The 16116-nt window shown below is 69.0% G+C and carries 18 protein-coding genes; 11 read left to right on the forward strand and 7 right to left on the reverse strand.

Annotated elements, in window-relative coordinates:
* The first annotated feature begins 46 nt into the window (after positions 1–46).
* The 5 genes from ABIB29_RS08260 (at position 47) to ABIB29_RS08280 (ending at position 3958) form a co-directional block, all read left to right on the forward strand.
* Positions 47–1051 (forward strand): carbohydrate kinase family protein, encoded by a 1005-nt coding sequence (locus ABIB29_RS08260; RefSeq protein ID WP_354171751.1) that lies wholly within the window; start codon positions 47–49, stop codon positions 1049–1051.
* Positions 1052–1060: 9 nt separating this feature from the next.
* Positions 1061–1573, forward strand: a complete 513-nt coding sequence (locus ABIB29_RS08265) for a YbhB/YbcL family Raf kinase inhibitor-like protein (RefSeq protein ID WP_354171753.1) — start codon at positions 1061–1063, stop codon at positions 1571–1573.
* 272 nt (positions 1574–1845) lie between these two features.
* Entirely contained in the window at positions 1846–2664 is an 819-nt protein-coding gene (locus tag ABIB29_RS08270) for an HAD family hydrolase (protein ID WP_354171755.1), read from the forward strand.
* Between the two features lie 134 nt (positions 2665–2798).
* On the forward strand, positions 2799–3050 hold the full coding sequence (locus ABIB29_RS08275; RefSeq protein WP_354171757.1) for a hypothetical protein: 252 nt from the start codon (positions 2799–2801) through the stop codon (positions 3048–3050).
* Positions 3051–3214: 164 nt separating this feature from the next.
* Entirely contained in the window at positions 3215–3958 is a 744-nt protein-coding gene (locus ABIB29_RS08280; RefSeq protein WP_502915582.1) for a glycerophosphodiester phosphodiesterase family protein, read from the forward strand.
* 15 nt (positions 3959–3973) lie between these two features.
* Here the strand turns inward: ABIB29_RS08280 and ABIB29_RS08285 are convergent, their stop codons facing one another.
* Together ABIB29_RS08285 and ABIB29_RS08290 are read right to left on the reverse strand one after the other, a co-directional pair.
* The gene (locus ABIB29_RS08285) at positions 3974–4933 is read right to left on the reverse strand and encodes an ADP-dependent NAD(P)H-hydrate dehydratase (protein WP_354171761.1); all 960 of its coding nucleotides are present in this window, start codon (positions 4931–4933) and stop codon (positions 3974–3976) included.
* A complete protein-coding gene (locus tag ABIB29_RS08290) occupies positions 4917–5666 on the reverse strand; it encodes a histidine phosphatase family protein (protein ID WP_354172023.1) in 750 nt (249 codons plus the stop codon). The genes ABIB29_RS08285 and ABIB29_RS08290 overlap by 17 nt, the downstream gene beginning before the upstream one ends.
* Before the next feature lie 133 nt (positions 5667–5799).
* Here ABIB29_RS08290 and ABIB29_RS08295 point away from each other — a divergent pair, with 133 nt between their 5' ends.
* Positions 5800–6924, forward strand: coding sequence for a glycerate kinase (locus ABIB29_RS08295; protein WP_354171763.1), 1125 nt, complete (start codon positions 5800–5802; stop codon positions 6922–6924).
* A gap of 4 nt (positions 6925–6928) precedes the next feature.
* On the opposite strand, the gene ABIB29_RS08300 is transcribed toward ABIB29_RS08295, so the two are convergent.
* The 3 genes from ABIB29_RS08300 to ABIB29_RS08310 are packed head-to-tail and all read right to left on the reverse strand — an operon-like array spanning position 6929 to position 8163.
* Entirely contained in the window at positions 6929–7453 is a 525-nt protein-coding gene (locus tag ABIB29_RS08300; RefSeq protein WP_354172025.1) for a DUF6766 family protein, read from the reverse strand.
* Complete coding sequence (locus ABIB29_RS08305) at positions 7419–7622, reverse strand: hypothetical protein (RefSeq protein WP_354171765.1); 204 nt, start codon at positions 7620–7622, stop codon at positions 7419–7421. Before ABIB29_RS08305 ends, ABIB29_RS08300 begins: the two co-directional genes overlap by 35 nt.
* Position 7623: 1 nt before the next feature.
* A complete protein-coding gene (locus ABIB29_RS08310) occupies positions 7624–8163 on the reverse strand; it encodes a DUF6328 family protein (RefSeq protein ID WP_354171767.1) in 540 nt (179 codons plus the stop codon).
* A 233-nt stretch (positions 8164–8396) separates the two neighbouring features.
* Between ABIB29_RS08310 and ABIB29_RS08315 the strand changes: the two genes are divergently transcribed.
* Complete coding sequence (locus ABIB29_RS08315) at positions 8397–9296, forward strand: SDR family oxidoreductase (protein ID WP_354171769.1); 900 nt, start codon at positions 8397–8399, stop codon at positions 9294–9296.
* Between the two features lie 70 nt (positions 9297–9366).
* Positions 9367–9885: a hypothetical protein gene (locus tag ABIB29_RS08320; RefSeq protein WP_354171771.1), complete on the forward strand. Its 519-nt coding sequence runs from the start codon at positions 9367–9369 to the stop codon at positions 9883–9885.
* Positions 9886–9973: 88 nt separating this feature from the next.
* Here the strand turns inward: ABIB29_RS08320 and ABIB29_RS08325 are convergent, their stop codons facing one another.
* The gene (locus ABIB29_RS08325; protein ID WP_354171773.1) at positions 9974–11311 is read right to left on the reverse strand and encodes a uracil-xanthine permease family protein; all 1338 of its coding nucleotides are present in this window, start codon (positions 11309–11311) and stop codon (positions 9974–9976) included.
* A 214-nt stretch (positions 11312–11525) separates the two neighbouring features.
* On the opposite strand from ABIB29_RS08325, the gene ABIB29_RS08330 reads away from it, so the two are divergent.
* Together ABIB29_RS08330 and ABIB29_RS08335 are read left to right on the forward strand one after the other, a co-directional pair.
* The gene (locus ABIB29_RS08330) at positions 11526–12131 is read left to right on the forward strand and encodes a malonic semialdehyde reductase (RefSeq protein ID WP_354171775.1); all 606 of its coding nucleotides are present in this window, start codon (positions 11526–11528) and stop codon (positions 12129–12131) included.
* 324 nt (positions 12132–12455) lie between these two features.
* The gene (locus ABIB29_RS08335; RefSeq protein WP_354172026.1) at positions 12456–13619 is read left to right on the forward strand and encodes a GGDEF domain-containing protein; all 1164 of its coding nucleotides are present in this window, start codon (positions 12456–12458) and stop codon (positions 13617–13619) included.
* Between the two features lie 99 nt (positions 13620–13718).
* Here ABIB29_RS08335 and pgm read toward each other — a convergent pair whose 3' ends face one another.
* Positions 13719–15380, reverse strand: a complete 1662-nt coding sequence (pgm, locus tag ABIB29_RS08340) for a phosphoglucomutase (alpha-D-glucose-1,6-bisphosphate-dependent) (RefSeq protein ID WP_354171777.1) — start codon at positions 15378–15380, stop codon at positions 13719–13721.
* Between the two features lie 136 nt (positions 15381–15516).
* On the opposite strand from pgm, the gene ABIB29_RS08345 reads away from it, so the two are divergent.
* Positions 15517–16107 (forward strand): DUF4190 domain-containing protein, encoded by a 591-nt coding sequence (locus tag ABIB29_RS08345; protein ID WP_354171779.1) that lies wholly within the window; start codon positions 15517–15519, stop codon positions 16105–16107.
* The last annotated feature ends 9 nt before the right edge of the window (positions 16108–16116 follow it).

Genomic DNA, 16116 nt, shown 5'->3' on the forward strand with positions numbered 1-16116 from the left:
CCGAAACACTCCGGCACCGGCCCTCGTTCTCTGGCAGAGTATGAGCATGCTCACAGTTATTGGCGAGGGCCTGGTCGATGTGGTCCAGCGTTCCTCCGGTATCCAGGCCCATGTCGGCGGCAGCCCCCTGAACGTCGCCGTGGGGCTGGCCCGGCTGGATCATCCGGTGCAGTTCATTGGCCGCTACGGCCGCGACGCCTACGGCGAATCAGTGGCGGCGCACCTGAAGTCCAGCTCCGTGCTGCTTCCGCTGGCCCCGGACGGGCTCCCGACGTCCGTGGCCACCGCCCTGATCGACGACGGCGGCGCCGCCAGCTACACCTTCGAACTCGCCTGGGAACTGCCCGGCCTCGCGGACCGCTTGCCATTCATGCTGCAGGCAACGACGCTCCTGCACACCGGCTCGATTGCCACCATGCTGGCGCCCGGGGCCGCGGAAGTACTCGCCGCCGTCGAGCATGCCCATCCCTCGGCGACCATCAGTTACGACCCCAACTGCCGGCCCAGCATCATCACCGACGTGGACTACGCACGCCGGCAGGCGGAGAAGTTCGTCACCCTGGCCGACGTGGTCAAGGCCTCGGACGAGGACCTCGAATGGCTCTACCCCGGCGAGGATCCGCTCGACTCCGCCCGGCGCTGGCTGAAACTAGGCGGCTCGGAAGGCCCCGCCATGGTGGTGGTTACCCGCGGCGCCGAAGGGCCCTGGGGCGTGAATGCCGCCGGCGAGGCGCACTTCCCGGCGCCGTCCGTCCAGGTCGCGGACACCGTCGGCGCTGGAGACTCCTTCATGGCAGCGCTGCTCTCCGGCGTGGTGGACCTGGGTCTGGCCGGGGCGCAGAACCGCAAGGGCCTGCGTGAACTCTCCGCCGAGAGCCTCCGGGACCTCCTCGCCCATGCCGCGCGGGCTGCCGCCGTCACCGTGTCCCGGGCCGGCGCCAACCCGCCCACCCGGGCGGAACTGACCAGGATGGAGCTCCGCGGACAGGCTCCCCACCCCACGGACGCCGCGCTCAGCGACCCTGAAAGTGCAGAACTCCCGAGCAACTGAAAGGCAGTCATGGCACTCCACGAGGCCCCGTCCTTCCGTGTCAGCAGTGAGTCATTCCAGGACGGTCAGACCCTGCCGCCGGCCCAGCGCGGAGCCTCGACCGGGGCGGGGGCCAAGGACGAGTCCCCGCAGCTGAGCTGGAGCGGTGCCCCGGCGGGGACCCGGGGCTACGCCGTCACCGTCTTCGACCCCGACGCCCCCGGCCGCGGCGGCTTCTGGCACTGGGCCGTACTGGACCTCCCCGCGGACGTCACGTCCCTGCCGGCCGGGGCGGGATCGCGCCAGGCCGGGCACCTGCCGTCCGGCGCCTTCCAGCTCAAGAACGACGGCGGCAGCACCGGCTATCTGGGGGCGGCCCCGCCCAAAGGCCACGGTCCGCACCGGTACGTCGTCACGGTCCACGCCCTCGACGTCGCGCACTCCGGGCTCGATGCCGGAGCCCGCCCCGCGAAGCTCGAAGCGCATCTCGCCCCGCACACCCTGGCAGAGGCGAGCCTGACCGGCATCTACGAACGGCACTAGGCCCGGGCCCGGGCCCCGGCCCCGGCCCCGGCCCCGCTCGCCGCCCCAGCCGCCGAATTCGCCGGAAGCCTGCCCCGCTCGCCGTAACGTTACGGCGACCGGGCAGGGTTCCCACGAACTCGACGTCGGTGCGGGCCGCCGCGGTGGGCGCGGGACGTCGTCGCCGACGTCGGTGCGGGCCGCCGCGGTGGGCGCGGGACGCTGGCGCTGGACTCTGGCCGACGGCGGACGAACCGGAAACCGCCCCGGCAGCGCCAACGTAGACTGGCAGTATGCGGCTGGTAGCGAGTGACATTGACGGAACGATCCTCGGCCACGACGGCAAAATCAGTGACCGGACTGTCCGGGCGTTCCACGCGTGCCGGGAAGCCGGCGTCGAGCTGGTCTTCGTCACGGGCCGCCCGCCGCGCTGGCTGCACCCGCTGCAGGACCGGCTGGGCCACACCGGAACCGTCATTTGCTCCAACGGCGCCGTCGTCTGGGACCTTGAAGCTGACCGCCTCGTTTCGGCCCGGGGCCTGCAGCTCGACGCCGTCTTCGAGGCCCGCCGCATCATCCAGCGGCTGCGCCCCTCTGCCGTCTTCGCCGCCGAGACCCTGACCGGCTTCCACCTGGAACCGGGATTCATCGAAAACGGCTCCAGCGAGCTGCTGGCCGAGGTCACCCCGGCGCCGCTGCACACCACCCTCACCGCTGCGGACTCCGTGGTCAAGTTCCTCGCCATTGTCCGGGAGGGCACGGCCGACGAGTTCCTCGCCCAGGTCACGCCCGCCGTCGCCCATCTGGCAGCAGCGACGCATTCGGCGCCGAACATCGCGCTCCTGGAGCTGTCCCTGCCCGGCGTCAACAAGGCCGTCACGCTCGCCGAATACGCTGCCGCCCTGGGCATCAACTCGGCCGACGTCGTGGCATTCGGGGACATGCCCAACGACATCGAGATGCTGCGCTGGGCCGGCGACGGCTACGCGATGGCCAGCGGCCACCCGGAGGCCATCCTCGCCGCCGGGCAGCAGGCGCCGCACTTCGACGACGACGGCGTCGCCCAGATCCTCGAGGCCAAGCTCGCAGCCCTGGGCGTCCGGCTGCCCTGACCAGGTTTCCTGGCCTGGACCGCACGCGCCTGCCGGCGCAGACACCGGACTCCCAGCTGGCGGTCAACTGGCGTTCACCTTGGCGTCCTACGCTGGGATCTCACGACGGAGCAGCTGACTGACGGTGGGAAATCATGGCCAAGTACCGCACGAAGAACACGGACGACACGCCCCTGCGCCCGGCGGCGCCGGACGCGCACTGGAAGAGCCTGCAGCAGGGCGACCGCGTCAGTGTCCGGCTGGCGCCCGGCTACGAAACCGGGGGCCGGGTGGATGCCGTCACGGCGGACCACACCGCCGTCTGGGTGGACCTCGACGGCGGCCGGGGCCGCACGCTCCTGCACTGCAGCGACGGCGTGGAGATCTTTCCGTCCTCCAACGGATGAGGCACGCCGGCTGATCCAGCCCCGCCGGCTGGACTGCGCGCAGCTCCGACCTTGCCCGGACCTGCTGGGCTCTGCCGGGCACCGCGGCGCTCCGCTAGGCTTCAGGAGTGAGCACCCCGCACCCGTTTTTTGCTGCCGGTGACGGTCCGGAACGTCCCGTGGCCATGGCCCACCGGGGCTTCTCCCGGGACGGCCTGGAGAACTCCATGGCGGCGTTCCGCGCCGCCGTCGAACTGGGTTTCCGGCACCTGGAGACGGATGTGCACACCACGGCCGACGGCGTCCTGCTGCTGTTCCACGACGAAACCCTGGACCGGGTCACGGACGGCCGCGGCCGGATCTCGGAACTCCCGGCGGAGACCGTGGCGCTGGCGAGGATCGGCGGCGCGGAGCCCATCCCGCTCTTTGAGGAACTCGCCACGGCCTTCCCGGACGTCCGGTTCAATCTCGACGTCAAGGACTGGAACTCGGTGGACGCCCTGGCCGCGGCGATCGAACGGTTCGGCCTGCATGACCGGGTACTGATCGCCAGCTTCTCTGACCGCCGGCGCCGGGCCGTGCTGAAGCAGCTGAGCCGCCCCGTAGCGAGTTCGGCCGGCATCGTGTCCAACGCCCTGTTCGTCCTGCTCGGACCGGTGCTCCCGGCACCCCTGCTGAGTCTTACGGCCGGACGTGCGCTCCGCGGCGTCGACGCGCTGCAGGTGCCGGTCACCTATGGTGCCGTGACCGTGGTGACCCCCGGCTTCGTCCGGCGCGCACACCGGCACGGGCTGCAGGTGCATGTCTGGACCGTCAACGATCCCGCGGAGATGCACCGGCTGCTGGACCTTGGAGTGGACGGGATCGTCACCGACCGCGCGGACCTGCTGAAGGAAGTCCTGCAGGAACGCGGCGGCTGGAGCGGCTGAGCCCCGCTTCGGGCGTCAGGAACTCAGTTCAATCATCAGCGGCGGCAGTTCCTCCGTGAGTTCGCGGGCGAGGTAGCCGAGACTGCCCAGTCGGCTCGCGAGCCGGTCGCCGGCGGCCGCATGCAGATGGGTGCCCCAGCAGGCGGCCTGCGCGTCCGTGGTTCCCCGCGCCCGCAAACCGGCGATCGTTCCGGAGAGTACATCGCCGGAGCCTGACGTGCCCAGGCCGCTGTGTCCGGTGGTGATTTCCCACAGCGAGGCCCCGCCCCCGCCGCCAGCTTTACCGCCAGCCTTGCCGCCGGCCCCGCCCGGCCGCGCGACCACTCCCTTGCAGCTCACCACCGCGCCGTATTTCTCCGCGAGCTCGGGTACGTCCCGGACCAGCTCACCGGCGTCGTGCCCCAGCAGGATGCCCGCCTCGGTGACATTCGGGGTCAGGATCAGCCGGCCCGCCCAAGGGCCCAGCTCCCCGGCCAGCTCGGGCAGGCTGCCCAGAGCGAAGGCATCGAGGATGATGGCCGGCGGCTGCTTCCCCGCCGGCAGCTTGAGGAGTCCGCGGAGCAGCGCCGTGGCCTCATCCTTGTCGTCGAGGCCCGGGCCGATCAGGACCGCGTCCGCCGCTTCGACCGGTGCTGCGAGGACGGCGGCTGCCGAAGAGCCCCTGACCGTGCCCGACGCAGTTTCCGGCAGCCGGAGCACGCCCGCCTCGGGCAGTGCGACCGCCAGGTGCACGGCCACGGATTCCGCCACGGCCAGGGTGAGCCGTCCGGCGCCGGAGCGCAGCGCGGCCACCCCGGCGAGCAGCGCGGCTCCCGGCGTCATCCGCGCCCCGCCGATCACCAGCACCGATCCGCGGTCATCCTTGCCGGAGCCACCGCCGGGCAGCGGCCAGTCCCGCAGCATGGTCGGCGTGACCGGTTCTGGGCGGACCGGCTCCCGCCTGGCCCCGGAGGCAGCCTTACCGTGGGTGGACATTGGCATCTCCGGCGTGTTCGGTCACGGGGACTCCTTCGCTCGTCAGGTGGTCTGCCATGTTGAAGCTCTCCAGCTGCCACGGCCCCGTGCCGCCCGGCCGGACGAAACGGCTCACGGAGGCGTTGAGAATGGCGGTGGTGGCGGCGATGTCCAGCAGTTCGCGCTCCGTCAGGCCCTCCAGGATGTAGCGGATCAGCATGATGACGGCGTCGTGGCAGACCAGCAGCACCCGCTGGCCGGGGTACGAGCGGTCCAGATCGGCCAGCAGGGAGCGCAAGCGGAGGACGACGTCGGCCCACGATTCGCCGCCGGGCGGGCGGTAGTAGAACTTGCCCAGCCACCGCCGCCGCTCCGCTTCCTGGGGGAGCCTGGCCTCCACGCCGGCCGAGGTGAGCATGTCCAGGATGCCGAGCTCGCGGTCACGCAGCCGTTCATCCAGCAGGACCTGCGTTTTCCAGCCCCCGGTGTGCACGGCCAGCTCCGCCGTCTGCCGCGCCCGGAGATACGGGGAGGACCACACGGCTGCACGCCCGTCCTCCGTAAACCCGGCGAGCAGCCCGCCCAGCGCCAGCGCCTGCTCGCGCCCGGTTCCGGACAGCTCGACGTCGGCATCCCGCGCCGGCACGTTGATGACGTGCGCCCCGGACTGGTGAGCCAGCGTGGCGGCGACGTTCCCCTGGCTCTCGCCGTGCCGGACGAGCAGAAGCTCGGTCATCCCGGGCAGGCCGGTCATGCGCTGGTGGGTCTTTCCGTTGTCATTCACTGCTACCCCCTGGGTCCGGGCCGGTTCTGTCTGGCTGCCACGTTACTACCGGCGCGATAGCCTGTCGCCGCTGTCCCGGCGCCGGGACTGGCAGGATGGAACCATGCGCATTCTGATCGCCCCGGACAAATTCAAGGGCTCCCTGACCGCCGCCGAAGCCGCCTCCGCCATCGCCGAAGGCGCCTTGCGCGTTTATCCCGATGCCGAGGCCATCCAGTTTCCGGTGGCCGACGGCGGCGAAGGAACCCTCGAGGCGGCCGTCGCCGCCGGGTACGAGGAGCGGCTGAACGCCGTCGTCGGCCCGATCCTGGCGCCGGTGGGCGCCGCCTGGGCGATCCGGAAGGACGCCTTCGGCGGGGCCACCGCCGTGATCGAAACCGCGCAGGCCTCCGGGCTGGCGCACATGGAACCCACTCCGGCCAACGCCCTGCGCGCACACAGCTACGGCTGCGGCCAGCTGATCGCCGCCGCCCTCGACGCCGGGGCGACGGAGATCGTGCTGGGCCTGGGCGGCTCGGCAATGAGCGACGGCGGCAGCGGTGCCCTGCGCGCGCTGGGCCTCAAACCGCTCGACGCCGCGGGCAATGTCGTGCCGCTCGGCGGCGGCTCGCTCGCCGACGTGGCGCAGCTCGATGTCAGAGGCCTCGATCCGCGGCTGGGCTCGGTCACGTTCCGGATCGCCGTCGATGTGCAGAACCCGCTCGTGGGCGGCGACGGCGCCGCCCACGTGTTCGGCCCGCAGAAGGGCGCCGACGAGGACGCCGTGGAACTGCTCGACGCCGGACTCCGCAACTGGGCCTCGGTGCTGCGCCAATCCACCGGCCGGGACGTCAACGTCCCCGGGGCCGGGGCGGCAGGCGGCTTCCCGGCGTCGTTCCTGGCCTTCAGCAACGCGGCCCTGGAAGGCGGCTTCGAGCTTGTGGCCGGGCTCACCGGGCTGGCCGACAAACTCGCGCAGGCGGATCTTGTGATCACCGGTGAGGGCTCGCTGGATTCGCAGTCGCTGACCGGCAAGGCGCCGATTGCGCTCGCCGATGCCGCCCAGAGCCTCGGCATTCCCGTGATTATGGTCGCAGGACGGATCCTGGTCACCCCCGAGGACCTCGCTAAACACGGTGTGGTGGCCGCGGCGCAGCTGCTCGACGTGGCCGGGAGCCCGGACGACGCCGTCGCCAACGCCGCGAAGTACCTCACCTGGGCCACCAGCCAGGTGCTCGAGGGCGCCTGAGCGCTCAGGCGCCTGTTTCATAGTGCGGCTCCGCGACGGGTTTGGATTCGGGGGAGCCGCGTTCGCGCAGGTACACCGAAGCGCCGACGAGGACGGCGACAGCCAGGAATTCGCTTTGCCAGTTCTGGAAGGATTCAAACCAGAAGCGGCTCGTTGCCAGGTACGCCAGGACCGTGACCGGCGGCTGTCCGTGGCTCTGCTGCTCGGAACTGTATTCCTCACTGCCGCCGACGGCGTGGAGGGCGAAGGAAGCCAGAAACAGCAGCAGGAACATGATCGACAGGGAATGCTCATAGAGTTTGAGGACCCAGCCTCCACGCCGCACGGGCCACGGGGTGGCGGCCTTCAGGGGCGCGTCCCGGGGATCCTCGTCCTGCGGGGCATCCCGGTCCACCGGCTTCGACTCCGAGGACCCTTTCTGGAACAGGAACACCGTCAGGATGACGTACATGCCCATCTGCAGGAACTCGGACTCCCAGTTCTCGAACGTCGCCTCAAGGAATGCCCCGGTGCCAAGGTAGCCGAGCAGCGTCCCCCAGCTGGTCCTCGCTGTACTCGGCGGCTCCGCTGACCGTCATGCCCCCGAAGAACACCAGGAACAGGCCGATATTGGCCAGCAGCAGGCCATGGTCCTTCACCCACCCGCCCAGGGGCCTTCCCGGCCGTGTGCTGCGCTGCTGGCTTGCGGCGTGGGGCATGTCAGTTCCCTTTTTCGGCCTGCCGGCGGAGCCTGCTCGGCACATACACCAGCAGGACCAGCAGCACCGCCAACAGCACCGCCCCGGCAGTCAGCCCCGCCGCCCGGCCCGCCGCGACGTCGAAAACCAGCGCCGACGTGCCGACGCTGAGGAGCCCGATGCCGGCCAGGGCGACCTTCGCTATCCTGTCCGCGCTGGACACGAGGGCCGCGCGGAGATGCAGGCGGAACAGGCGGCGGTGCACGCTCACGGGGAGCAGGATCACGGCCGTGGTGAGTGCGGCCAGCGCCACGTTGGCAAGGTAGAGAGTGATCTGGAAATCGTCAAGCGTCTCGAACCTCGACTGGAACGGCAGTGTCAGCAGGAATCCAGCGAGGATCTGCACGCCGGTCTGCAGCACCCGCAGCTCCTGCAGCAGTTCCATCCAGTTCCGGTCCAGTTTTTCAACCGGGGACTCGTTGCGTTCGTCCGCCGCGGCCCCGCCCTGAGCGGACTCTCCTGGCCCGGGCTTCGTCGGAGCGGACTCTCGGGGAGCGGACACAGACTCTCGATCGGACACTGGATCGCCTCCGGGTGAATGCGGATCAGGCTGCGGTGGCAGTTAACACTCAACCTAGGCTTGAAACGTACGAACTTCAAGGCAGTACTAAGCTTGCTGACGAATTTCCGGGTAGGGTGGAATTGTTTACTTCGTGGAGCAGCTTCACAGGTCCGGGTCAGCGCCCGTGGCCGGGGAACAGCCCCTGGAAAACCGACACGTTGGGTAGGTGGACTATGAGTGATTCGAACAACCAGCAGGACCAGCCGCGCGACCCCCGGGGCGGCTACTATTCCGGGTCCTTCCCGGAGCAGGTGCAGGAACAGCCGGGCCTCACCGCGCCCATGGACCCCCAGCCGGACCACGGCGAGGAGAGCTACCAGGGCAGCGGCGCTCTCGAAGGCAAGGCCGCGTTGATCACCGGCGGGGACTCCGGGATCGGCAAGGCGGTGGCCATCGCCTTCGCCCGGGAGGGGGCCGATGTCGCCATCTCCTACCTGCCGGAGGAGGAAGCCGACGCCCAGGGCACCGCCGCGTGGATCCGCAAAACAGGCCGCAAGGCGCTGCTGATCGCCGGCGACGGACGCCATGAGGATTTCGCGACCAGGATCGTGGACGACACGCTCGCCGAGTTCGGCCGCCTGGACGTTGTGGTGCTGAACGCCGCCTACCAGAAGAACCGCGACAGCTTCGAGTCCCTCCCCACCGAGGAGTTCGACCGCGTTTTCCAGACCAACCTCTACTCGCTGATCTGGACCGCGCGGGCGGCAGTGCCGCATCTGAGGGCCGGCGCGTCGATCATCACGACGGCGTCGATCCAGGCGTTCAACCCCTCGCCCGAGCTGATCGACTACGCCATGACCAAGGCCGCGCAGGTCGCCTTCACCAAGGCCCTGGCCCAGGAGCTCGGCCCGAAGGGAATCCGCGTCAACGCGGTGGCGCCCGGCCCCATCTGGACGCCCCTGATCCCGGCGACCGAGTGGCCGGAGAAGCTGCCGTCCTTCGGCCAGGACACCCCGCTGCAACGGGCGGGACAACCGGCGGAACTCGCGCCGGCCTACGTGCTCCTTGCCTCAGACCACGGCTCCTACATTTCCGGTGCCGTCCTGCCGGTCACGGGCGGCAAGGGTCTCTGAGCCGCTGCAAGGCATTTCCGCCAGACCCAAGAAACCACGCAGTTCACGATTCCAGCACGGGAGGAACAGCATGACCCAGGAGAAACAGCAGGAGCCGATCGAGGAAGCCGGCGGCTACGGAACACCGACGGCGGAGCAGGAGCTGCCCGGCGGAGACACCAAGAAGTCCGCCCAGCCCCGCCAGGAAGAAGCTTTCGACGCCGCAGGGCTGAGCCAGGACAGTCCGGGCGGGGAAACCTACCCGGCCGGCGCCCCGGACCTGAGCCAGTTCGGCGCCGAAGACCAGGACAGTGCAGGAGAACCCGGAGCAGGACGCTTCGGAGGAACGGAGGAACAAATGAGTTCAGAAAACGCCAGCACAACCCCCGGCTACGACGGCGACGCCTCGGAAAATTCCGAGGCGGCCGTGCCGTCCTCGGAGGCGGAGATGGACGCGTCCAACACCGAAGAGCCCGACGCCGGCCGGCCGTTCTCCTCGGAGCCCGGCCAGGACGCGGCCGGCCTGCCGGACGGATCGGGAACGGACCTGCCGGAGGACAAGGAACCCAAGGACCGCGGCGACGACGAGGAAGCCTTCGACGCAGGCTAAGCCGCCACCAAACAGCGAAGACCGGAACCCGAACACCTTCATGGTGTTCGGGTTCCGGCCTTTTGGCCGCAGCGCGGAGCCGCAGTCGCTAGCGGCGTTTCTTCGGAGGGCGCTTCACGGCGGCGGTGGCTGCGGCCACGACGCCTTCCGTTTCCGGCTCCGCCACCGTGCCGCGGGCCTTCGCGATCGCCTTCATGCCGTGGTAGATCACCAGGGCCGCCGCGGAGCCCAGGGCGATGCCGGTGAACACCAGGTCGCCGATGGTCCAGGTGTAGTCGGCGATGCCGACAATAAGTGCGACGGCGGCCGTGGTCAGGTTGATCGGGTTGGAGAAGTTGACCTTGTTCTGCACCCAGATCTTGACGCCCAGGACGCCGATCATGCCGTAGAGCATCGTCGCGGCGCCGCCGAGCACACCGGCCGGGACGGTGGCGATGAGCTCGCCGAACTTCGGCGAGAAGCTCAGCACCACGGCGAAGACGCCGGCCACCCAGTAGGCCGCCGTCGAGTAGACCTTGGTGGCGGCCATTACGCCGATGTTTTCCGCGTAGGTGGTGGTGCCGGAGCCGCCGCCCATGCCGGCCAGCACGGTGGCGGCGCCGTCGGCCATCAGCGCGCGCCCGGAGACGCCGTCGAGGTTCTGGCCGGTCATGGCGGCCACGGACTTCACGTGTCCGATGTTCTCCGCCACAAGCACCAGCACCACGGGCACGAACAGGCCAACGACGCCGAGGTGGAATTCCGGGGTCTGGAAGAACGGCAGCCCCACCCACGCGGCGGCGTCCATCTTGGAGAAGTCCACTTCGCCGCGGATCATCGCCACGAAGTAGCCCACCACGACGCCGACCAGGATGCTCAGCCGGCCCAGGATGCCGCGGAAGAAGACGCTGACCACGATGATCGTGACCAGGGTGATCAGGGCCGTGATCGGGGCCGCGTCGAAGTTGTTCTTCGCCGCGGGCGCGAGGTTGAGCCCAATCAGCCCCACGATGGCGCCGGTCACGATCGGCGGCATCAGGCGGTTGATCCAGCCGGCGCCGAACTTCTGCACCACCGCACCGATGATCGCCAGCCCGACGCCGGCCAGCACCACGCCGCCAAGCGCGCCGGCAACGCCGTACTGCTGCTGCGAGGCCATGATCGGCGCGATGAACGCGAAGCTGGACCCCAGGTAGCTCGGCACCTGGCCCTTGGTGATGACCAGGAACAGCAGCGTGCCGATCCCGGAGAAGAAGAGAGTGGTGGCCGGCGGCATGCCGGTGATGATCGGGACCAGGAATGTGGCGCCGAACATGGCGACAACGTGCTGCATCCCGACGCCAATGGTCAGCGGCCAGGCAAGGCGCTCATCCGGCTTCACGACCTCGCCCGGGCGGATGGACTTGCCGTTGCCGTGGAGCTTCCATTTGGTACCGAGCATGCTCATTGCCGGGGCCTTTCAGAGAATGTGTGGCGGGGCGGGAAGGAATCTTCCGGAGCAACTTTACCGCGCCGGTGTTTCCAGCATGCGTCGCCGGCGGCGCCGCTGTGCCGGAGGTCACGGACAATACGGGAAGCAGGAAGCGGAAGTTGAAGTTGCAACTAATGACAGCAACCAGTGGCCGCCGCCCCCGGCGGGCCGCCCAGCGAAAGGGACGCTCATGACCATCGCCCATGACGAAGCAGTAATCGACGCCGCCGCAGTGGACGCCATCTTTGCCGAGGCCCGCACGCCCAACACCTTCACCGGCGAAGTCACCGATGAGCAGGCCCGGGCCATCTACGAACTCACCAAGTTCGGTCCCACCGCGTTCAACTCGCAGCCGCTGCGCGTGACCTACGTCCGGTCCGCGGACGCCCGCGCCGCCCTGGTGGAAACCCTCGCCAACGGCAACCGCGCCAAGACTGCCTCCGCACCGCTCGTCGCCGTCCTCAGCTACGACACGTCCTGGCAGGAACAGTGGGACAACTTCCTGCCCGGCTACAACGCGCCCAAGGCCATGTACGACGCCGCCCCCGACCTCGCCGCGGCCACCGGCAACAACAACGCCCACCTGCAGGCCGGCTACTTCATCCTCGCCGTCCGGTCCCTTGGCCTGTCCGCCGGACCCATGACGGGCGCGGACTTCACCGCCATTGATGAGGCGTTCTTCCCCGACGGCGGCCAGAAGAGCTTCCTCGTGGTCAACATCGGACAGCCCGCGGCCGACGCCTGGGGTGCGGCGAAGCCGAAATTCGCCTACGAGGACGTCGTGCGCACGGTCTGACCGGAATGTTTCGCTGGCGCGGTGTTCGCTCCGCCGGCCTGCACGCGGAGGTGCCTCCGGCACCATGGGGGACAGGCCGGAGGCACTCGGGACGCTATTCTGCGGTTGAGCGCAAGGCCGCATCCGGGGCCGCTTCCCAGTTTAGTCCGCTTTGAGGCCGTAAACACAGGGCCGGCGGTCCCTTTCAGCGGCTCAGTCCGGCCCGCTCACGTCGCATCCGAGACCGGGGTCACAATTCCTCGCCGCGGAGTGCAATACTAAGGTCACCTGCGGCGCGGAGTCGGCGCAAATCGGGCTTTTGCGAGCGGACCGGGGGGCCACTACATAATGCTTGACATCGCAACCTTGCGTGTCGCCCTGGCGGTGGTCGATCTGACCCTGCTGCTGCTCTTCTACTTCATCACTTTCCGCCGGACGCGTTCGGCCTACAGCGGATGGTGGTGCCTGGCGCTCCTGCTGTTTCTGTCCGGCAACGCGGCGTACCTGCTGGACGGGACCCCACACCAGATCTGGACCAATCCGCTGGGGAACGTGTTTCTCGTGGCGGGCGCGGCCAGCATCTGGGCCGGCGCCCGTTCGCTGCGGACCACGATTCCCAAGATCTGGTACCTCGCCGCCGGGCCCGCCATCACCGCCGTGGCGTCGGTGCTGGACCAGCCGGCCACCAACGTGTGGTCCGGCGGCCCTGCCTATCTCGGTTTCATGGGCCTGCTGATCGGACTCGGCTGCCGGGAACTGTTCCTGCTGGACCGGCACTTTTCGCGGGTGCACCTCACCCTGGCCGTGGGTTCCGGCCTCCTGGCCGCGTTCTACCTGGGCCGCTTTGCCGCGTTTGTGCTCGAAGGCCGCGACGGGACAGTGTTCCTGACCTTCTTTGGATCCGTTCCGATGACACTCTGTTCGGCCGTGATCATGGTGGTGGCGTCCTTCACCATGGCGGAGCTGAGCTATGAGCAGCAGACCCAGGACCTCCGCGCCCGCGCCACGGTGGACGGGCTCACCGGGCTGTTGAACCGGACGGCGTTCCTGGACCTTGCCGAGAACGAACTGCGCCGCCTCAACCGGGCCAGAACCATGGCGTCGCTGATCCTGGCGGACCTGGACCACTTCAAAGCCATCAACGACGAGTACGGCCACTCGGCCGGGGACGTCGCGCTGCAGGCATTCGCCGACGCCTGCACCTCAACGGTCCGCTCCACCGATCTCGTGGGCCGCTACGGCGGCGAGGAGTTCATCATCCTCCTGCCGGGAGTGACCCCCGAAAGGGCCGGGGAAATCGCCTCGGAGATCAGCGCCCGGATGCAGGCCTCATCGTCACCGGTTATCCCGCGCCTGCCTACCTCCAGCTATGGAATCGCCTCGACCGCGCCCGGCCGCGTGGACCTTGGCGCAATGATCGCCTCCGCGGACGCCGCTCTTTACCGCGCCAAGACCCTGGGCCGGGACCGCTCCGTCCTTGCCGGCGGCCTCGAGGAAGAACCGGCCTGAGCGGGGCGGCGGAACCCGTGCTCGGCTTGAAAACAGGTCAGCCCGCGGGCTGAACGAGTCAGCCCGCGGGCGGTGCCTGCAGAAGTGAACCGGGGGCGGCTAGGAAATAACCCCGTCCACCAGCGCTTTTGCCTCGGCCTGGACCTGCTTGAGGTGCTCTGCTCCCTTGAAGGACTCGGCGTAGATCTTGTAGACGTCCTCGGTGCCGGAGGGGCGGGCCGCGAACCAGGCGTTCTCGGTGACCACCTTGAGCCCGCCGATTGCCGCGCCGTTGCCCGGCGCTTCGGTCAGCTTGGCGATGATGGTCTCACCCGCAAGCTCGGTGGCGGTGACGTCCGACGGCGAGAGCTTGCCCAGGGCCGCTTTCTGCTCGCGCGTGGCCGCGGCGTCAATCCGCGCGTAGACGGGATCGCCGAACTGATCGGTGAGGCCCTTGTAGAGCTGCGACGGCGACTTGCCGGTGACGGCCGTGATCTCCGAGGCCAGCAGCGCCAGCAGGATTCCGTCCTTGTCCGTGGTCCACACACTGCCGTCCATCTTGTTGAACGACGCGCCGGCGGATTCCTCGCCGCCGAACGCCCCTTCACCGGACAGCAGCCCGGGAACGAACCACTTGAAGCCAACCGGCACCTCAACGAGCTTGCGGCCCAGGCTTTCGGCCACACGGTCGATGATCGAGGACGAGACGAGGGTCTTGCCGATCACGGACTGCGGGTTCCACCCGGTGCGGTGGCGGTACAGGTAGTCGATCGCGACGGCGAGGTAGTGGTTCGGGTTCATCAGCCCGCCCTGTCCGTCAACAAAAGGCGTCACGATGCCGTGCCGGTCGGCGTCGGCGTCGTTGCCGGTGGCGATGTCAAAATTCGCGCCACTGGACATGCGGTTGATCAGCGACGCCATCGCCGACGGGGAGGAGCAGTCCATCCGGATCTTCTCGTCCCAGTCCAGGGTCATGAAGGCCCACTGCGGGTCGACGGTGGGGTTGACCACCGTGAGGTTCAGGTGGTGGCGTTCGCCGATCTCGCCCCAGTAATCCACCGACGCTCCGCCCATCGGGTCGGCGCCGATCCGGACGCCGGCCTCGCGGATGGCATTGAGGTCCAGGACGGAAGGAAGGTCGTCCACGTAGCTGCTGAGGAAGTCGAACTTGCCCGTGGTGCCGGCGCTAAGGGCCTCGGCGATCGGAATCCGCTTGACTCCGCGCAGGCCGTTCTCCAGCAGTTCGTTGGCCCGGTTGGCGATCCAGCCGGTGGCGTCCGAGTCAGCGGGTCCGCCGTGCGGGGGGTTGTACTTGAAACCGCCGTCGCCGGGCGGGTTGTGGCTGGGGGTGACCACGATCCCGTCTGCCTGCGGGGCCCCGGCGGGGGAGTTGTTGTTGTGCGTGAGGATGGCGTGGCTCAGTGACGGTGTGGGGGTGTAGCCGTGGCGGGCATCGATCAGCACCATGACGCCGTTGGCTGCGAGGACTTCCAGGGCGGAATTCTGGGCCGGTTCGCTGAGGGCGTGGGTGTCTTTGGCGAGGTACAGCGGCCCGGTGATGCCTTGGCCCGCCCGGTACTCCACAATCGCCTGGGTGATGGCGAGGATGTGGGGCTCGTTGAAGGAGGCTTTCAGGCTCGACCCCCGGTGCCCGGAGGTGCCGAAGGCCACCCGTTGTCCGGGGTCGCCAAGATCCGGGGATACGTCGTAGTACGCATCCAGGAGCGCAGTGAGATCAACAAGGTCTTGGGGTTGGGCAACAGTGCCCGCGCGGCTAGCCATTGCACCAGCATGCCAGACCGGCATGTCAGGCAACATGATTTCGACGCATTACAGCCCCTGTGACGCAAGAAATATCCTGCTCAACGCCGCGGGACGGCGGTAGGCTGAACCCAGAGACGTCCAGAGGGGGAAAACCATGACTGACCAGCCGAAACCTGAGAAGGACGGGACGCCGGAGGGCTACCAGCCGCCGTCGTATATTCCTGGCCAGGAGTCCGGCGAGCAGTACCGCCAGCCCGCCGCCGACTACAGCCGGCCCACGGAGCCGTACGCCACGCCGGACGGCCCGGCGCCGCAGCAGCCTTTCGGCCAACAGCCTTTCGGCCAGCAGCCGTCCGGGCAGCAGCCCTACGGCGCTCAGGGCCAGCAGCAGTACGGCCAGCAGCAGTACGGTGCGCCGGTTCAGTATGGCCAGCCGGGCAGCCCGTTCAATGCCTACGGTCAGCCGGCCTATTACGGCGTACCCCCGGAGCCCAAGGGCCTGAGCATCGCCAGCCTGTGCTGCGGCATCGCGGCCTTTGTCGGGCTGGGTTTCTTCCTCCTGCCGCAACTCGCGGCGGTGGTCCTCGGGCACATGGCCCTCAAACGGGAGCCGTCGGGCAAGGGCATGGCCATTGCCGGCCTGGTGCTCGGTTATGTGGGTATCGCGCTGGCCCTGCTGGTCTTCGTGGTCATCGCGCTGGGGCTGGCGATCGGCAGCGCAAGCTACCGGGGCGTCGGGGCCTAGGCTCCTCCG

It is taken from the genome of Arthrobacter sp. UYEF36, from assembly GCF_040547025.1.
In the GTDB taxonomy this organism is placed as follows: Bacteria; Actinomycetota; Actinomycetes; order Actinomycetales; family Micrococcaceae; genus Arthrobacter.

Excerpts from the sequence above, each read along its gene's own strand:
- ABIB29_RS08260 (WP_354171751.1), top strand. The coding sequence starts at position 47 with ATGCTCACAGTTATTGGCGAGGGCCTGGTCGATGTGGTCCAGCGTTCC.
- ABIB29_RS08265 (WP_354171753.1), top strand. The coding sequence starts at position 1,061 with ATGGCACTCCACGAGGCCCCGTCCTTCCGTGTCAGCAGTGAGTCATTC.
- ABIB29_RS08270 (WP_354171755.1), top strand. The coding sequence starts at position 1,846 with ATGCGGCTGGTAGCGAGTGACATTGACGGAACGATCCTCGGCCACGAC.
- ABIB29_RS08275 (WP_354171757.1), top strand. The coding sequence starts at position 2,799 with ATGGCCAAGTACCGCACGAAGAACACGGACGACACGCCCCTGCGCCCG.
- ABIB29_RS08280 (WP_502915582.1), top strand. The coding sequence starts at position 3,215 with ATGGCCCACCGGGGCTTCTCCCGGGACGGCCTGGAGAACTCCATGGCG.
- ABIB29_RS08285 (WP_354171761.1), bottom strand. The coding sequence starts at position 4,933 with ATGTCCACCCACGGTAAGGCTGCCTCCGGGGCCAGGCGGGAGCCGGTC.
- ABIB29_RS08290 (WP_354172023.1), bottom strand. The coding sequence starts at position 5,666 with ATGACCGGCCTGCCCGGGATGACCGAGCTTCTGCTCGTCCGGCACGGC.
- ABIB29_RS08295 (WP_354171763.1), top strand. The coding sequence starts at position 5,800 with ATGCGCATTCTGATCGCCCCGGACAAATTCAAGGGCTCCCTGACCGCC.
- ABIB29_RS08305 (WP_354171765.1), bottom strand. The coding sequence starts at position 7,622 with ATGCCCCACGCCGCAAGCCAGCAGCGCAGCACACGGCCGGGAAGGCCC.
- ABIB29_RS08315 (WP_354171769.1), top strand. The coding sequence starts at position 8,397 with ATGAGTGATTCGAACAACCAGCAGGACCAGCCGCGCGACCCCCGGGGC.
- ABIB29_RS08320 (WP_354171771.1), top strand. The coding sequence starts at position 9,367 with ATGACCCAGGAGAAACAGCAGGAGCCGATCGAGGAAGCCGGCGGCTAC.
- ABIB29_RS08325 (WP_354171773.1), bottom strand. The coding sequence starts at position 11,311 with ATGAGCATGCTCGGTACCAAATGGAAGCTCCACGGCAACGGCAAGTCC.
- ABIB29_RS08330 (WP_354171775.1), top strand. The coding sequence starts at position 11,526 with ATGACCATCGCCCATGACGAAGCAGTAATCGACGCCGCCGCAGTGGAC.
- pgm (WP_354171777.1), bottom strand. The coding sequence starts at position 15,380 with ATGGCTAGCCGCGCGGGCACTGTTGCCCAACCCCAAGACCTTGTTGAT.
- ABIB29_RS08345 (WP_354171779.1), top strand. The coding sequence starts at position 15,517 with ATGACTGACCAGCCGAAACCTGAGAAGGACGGGACGCCGGAGGGCTAC.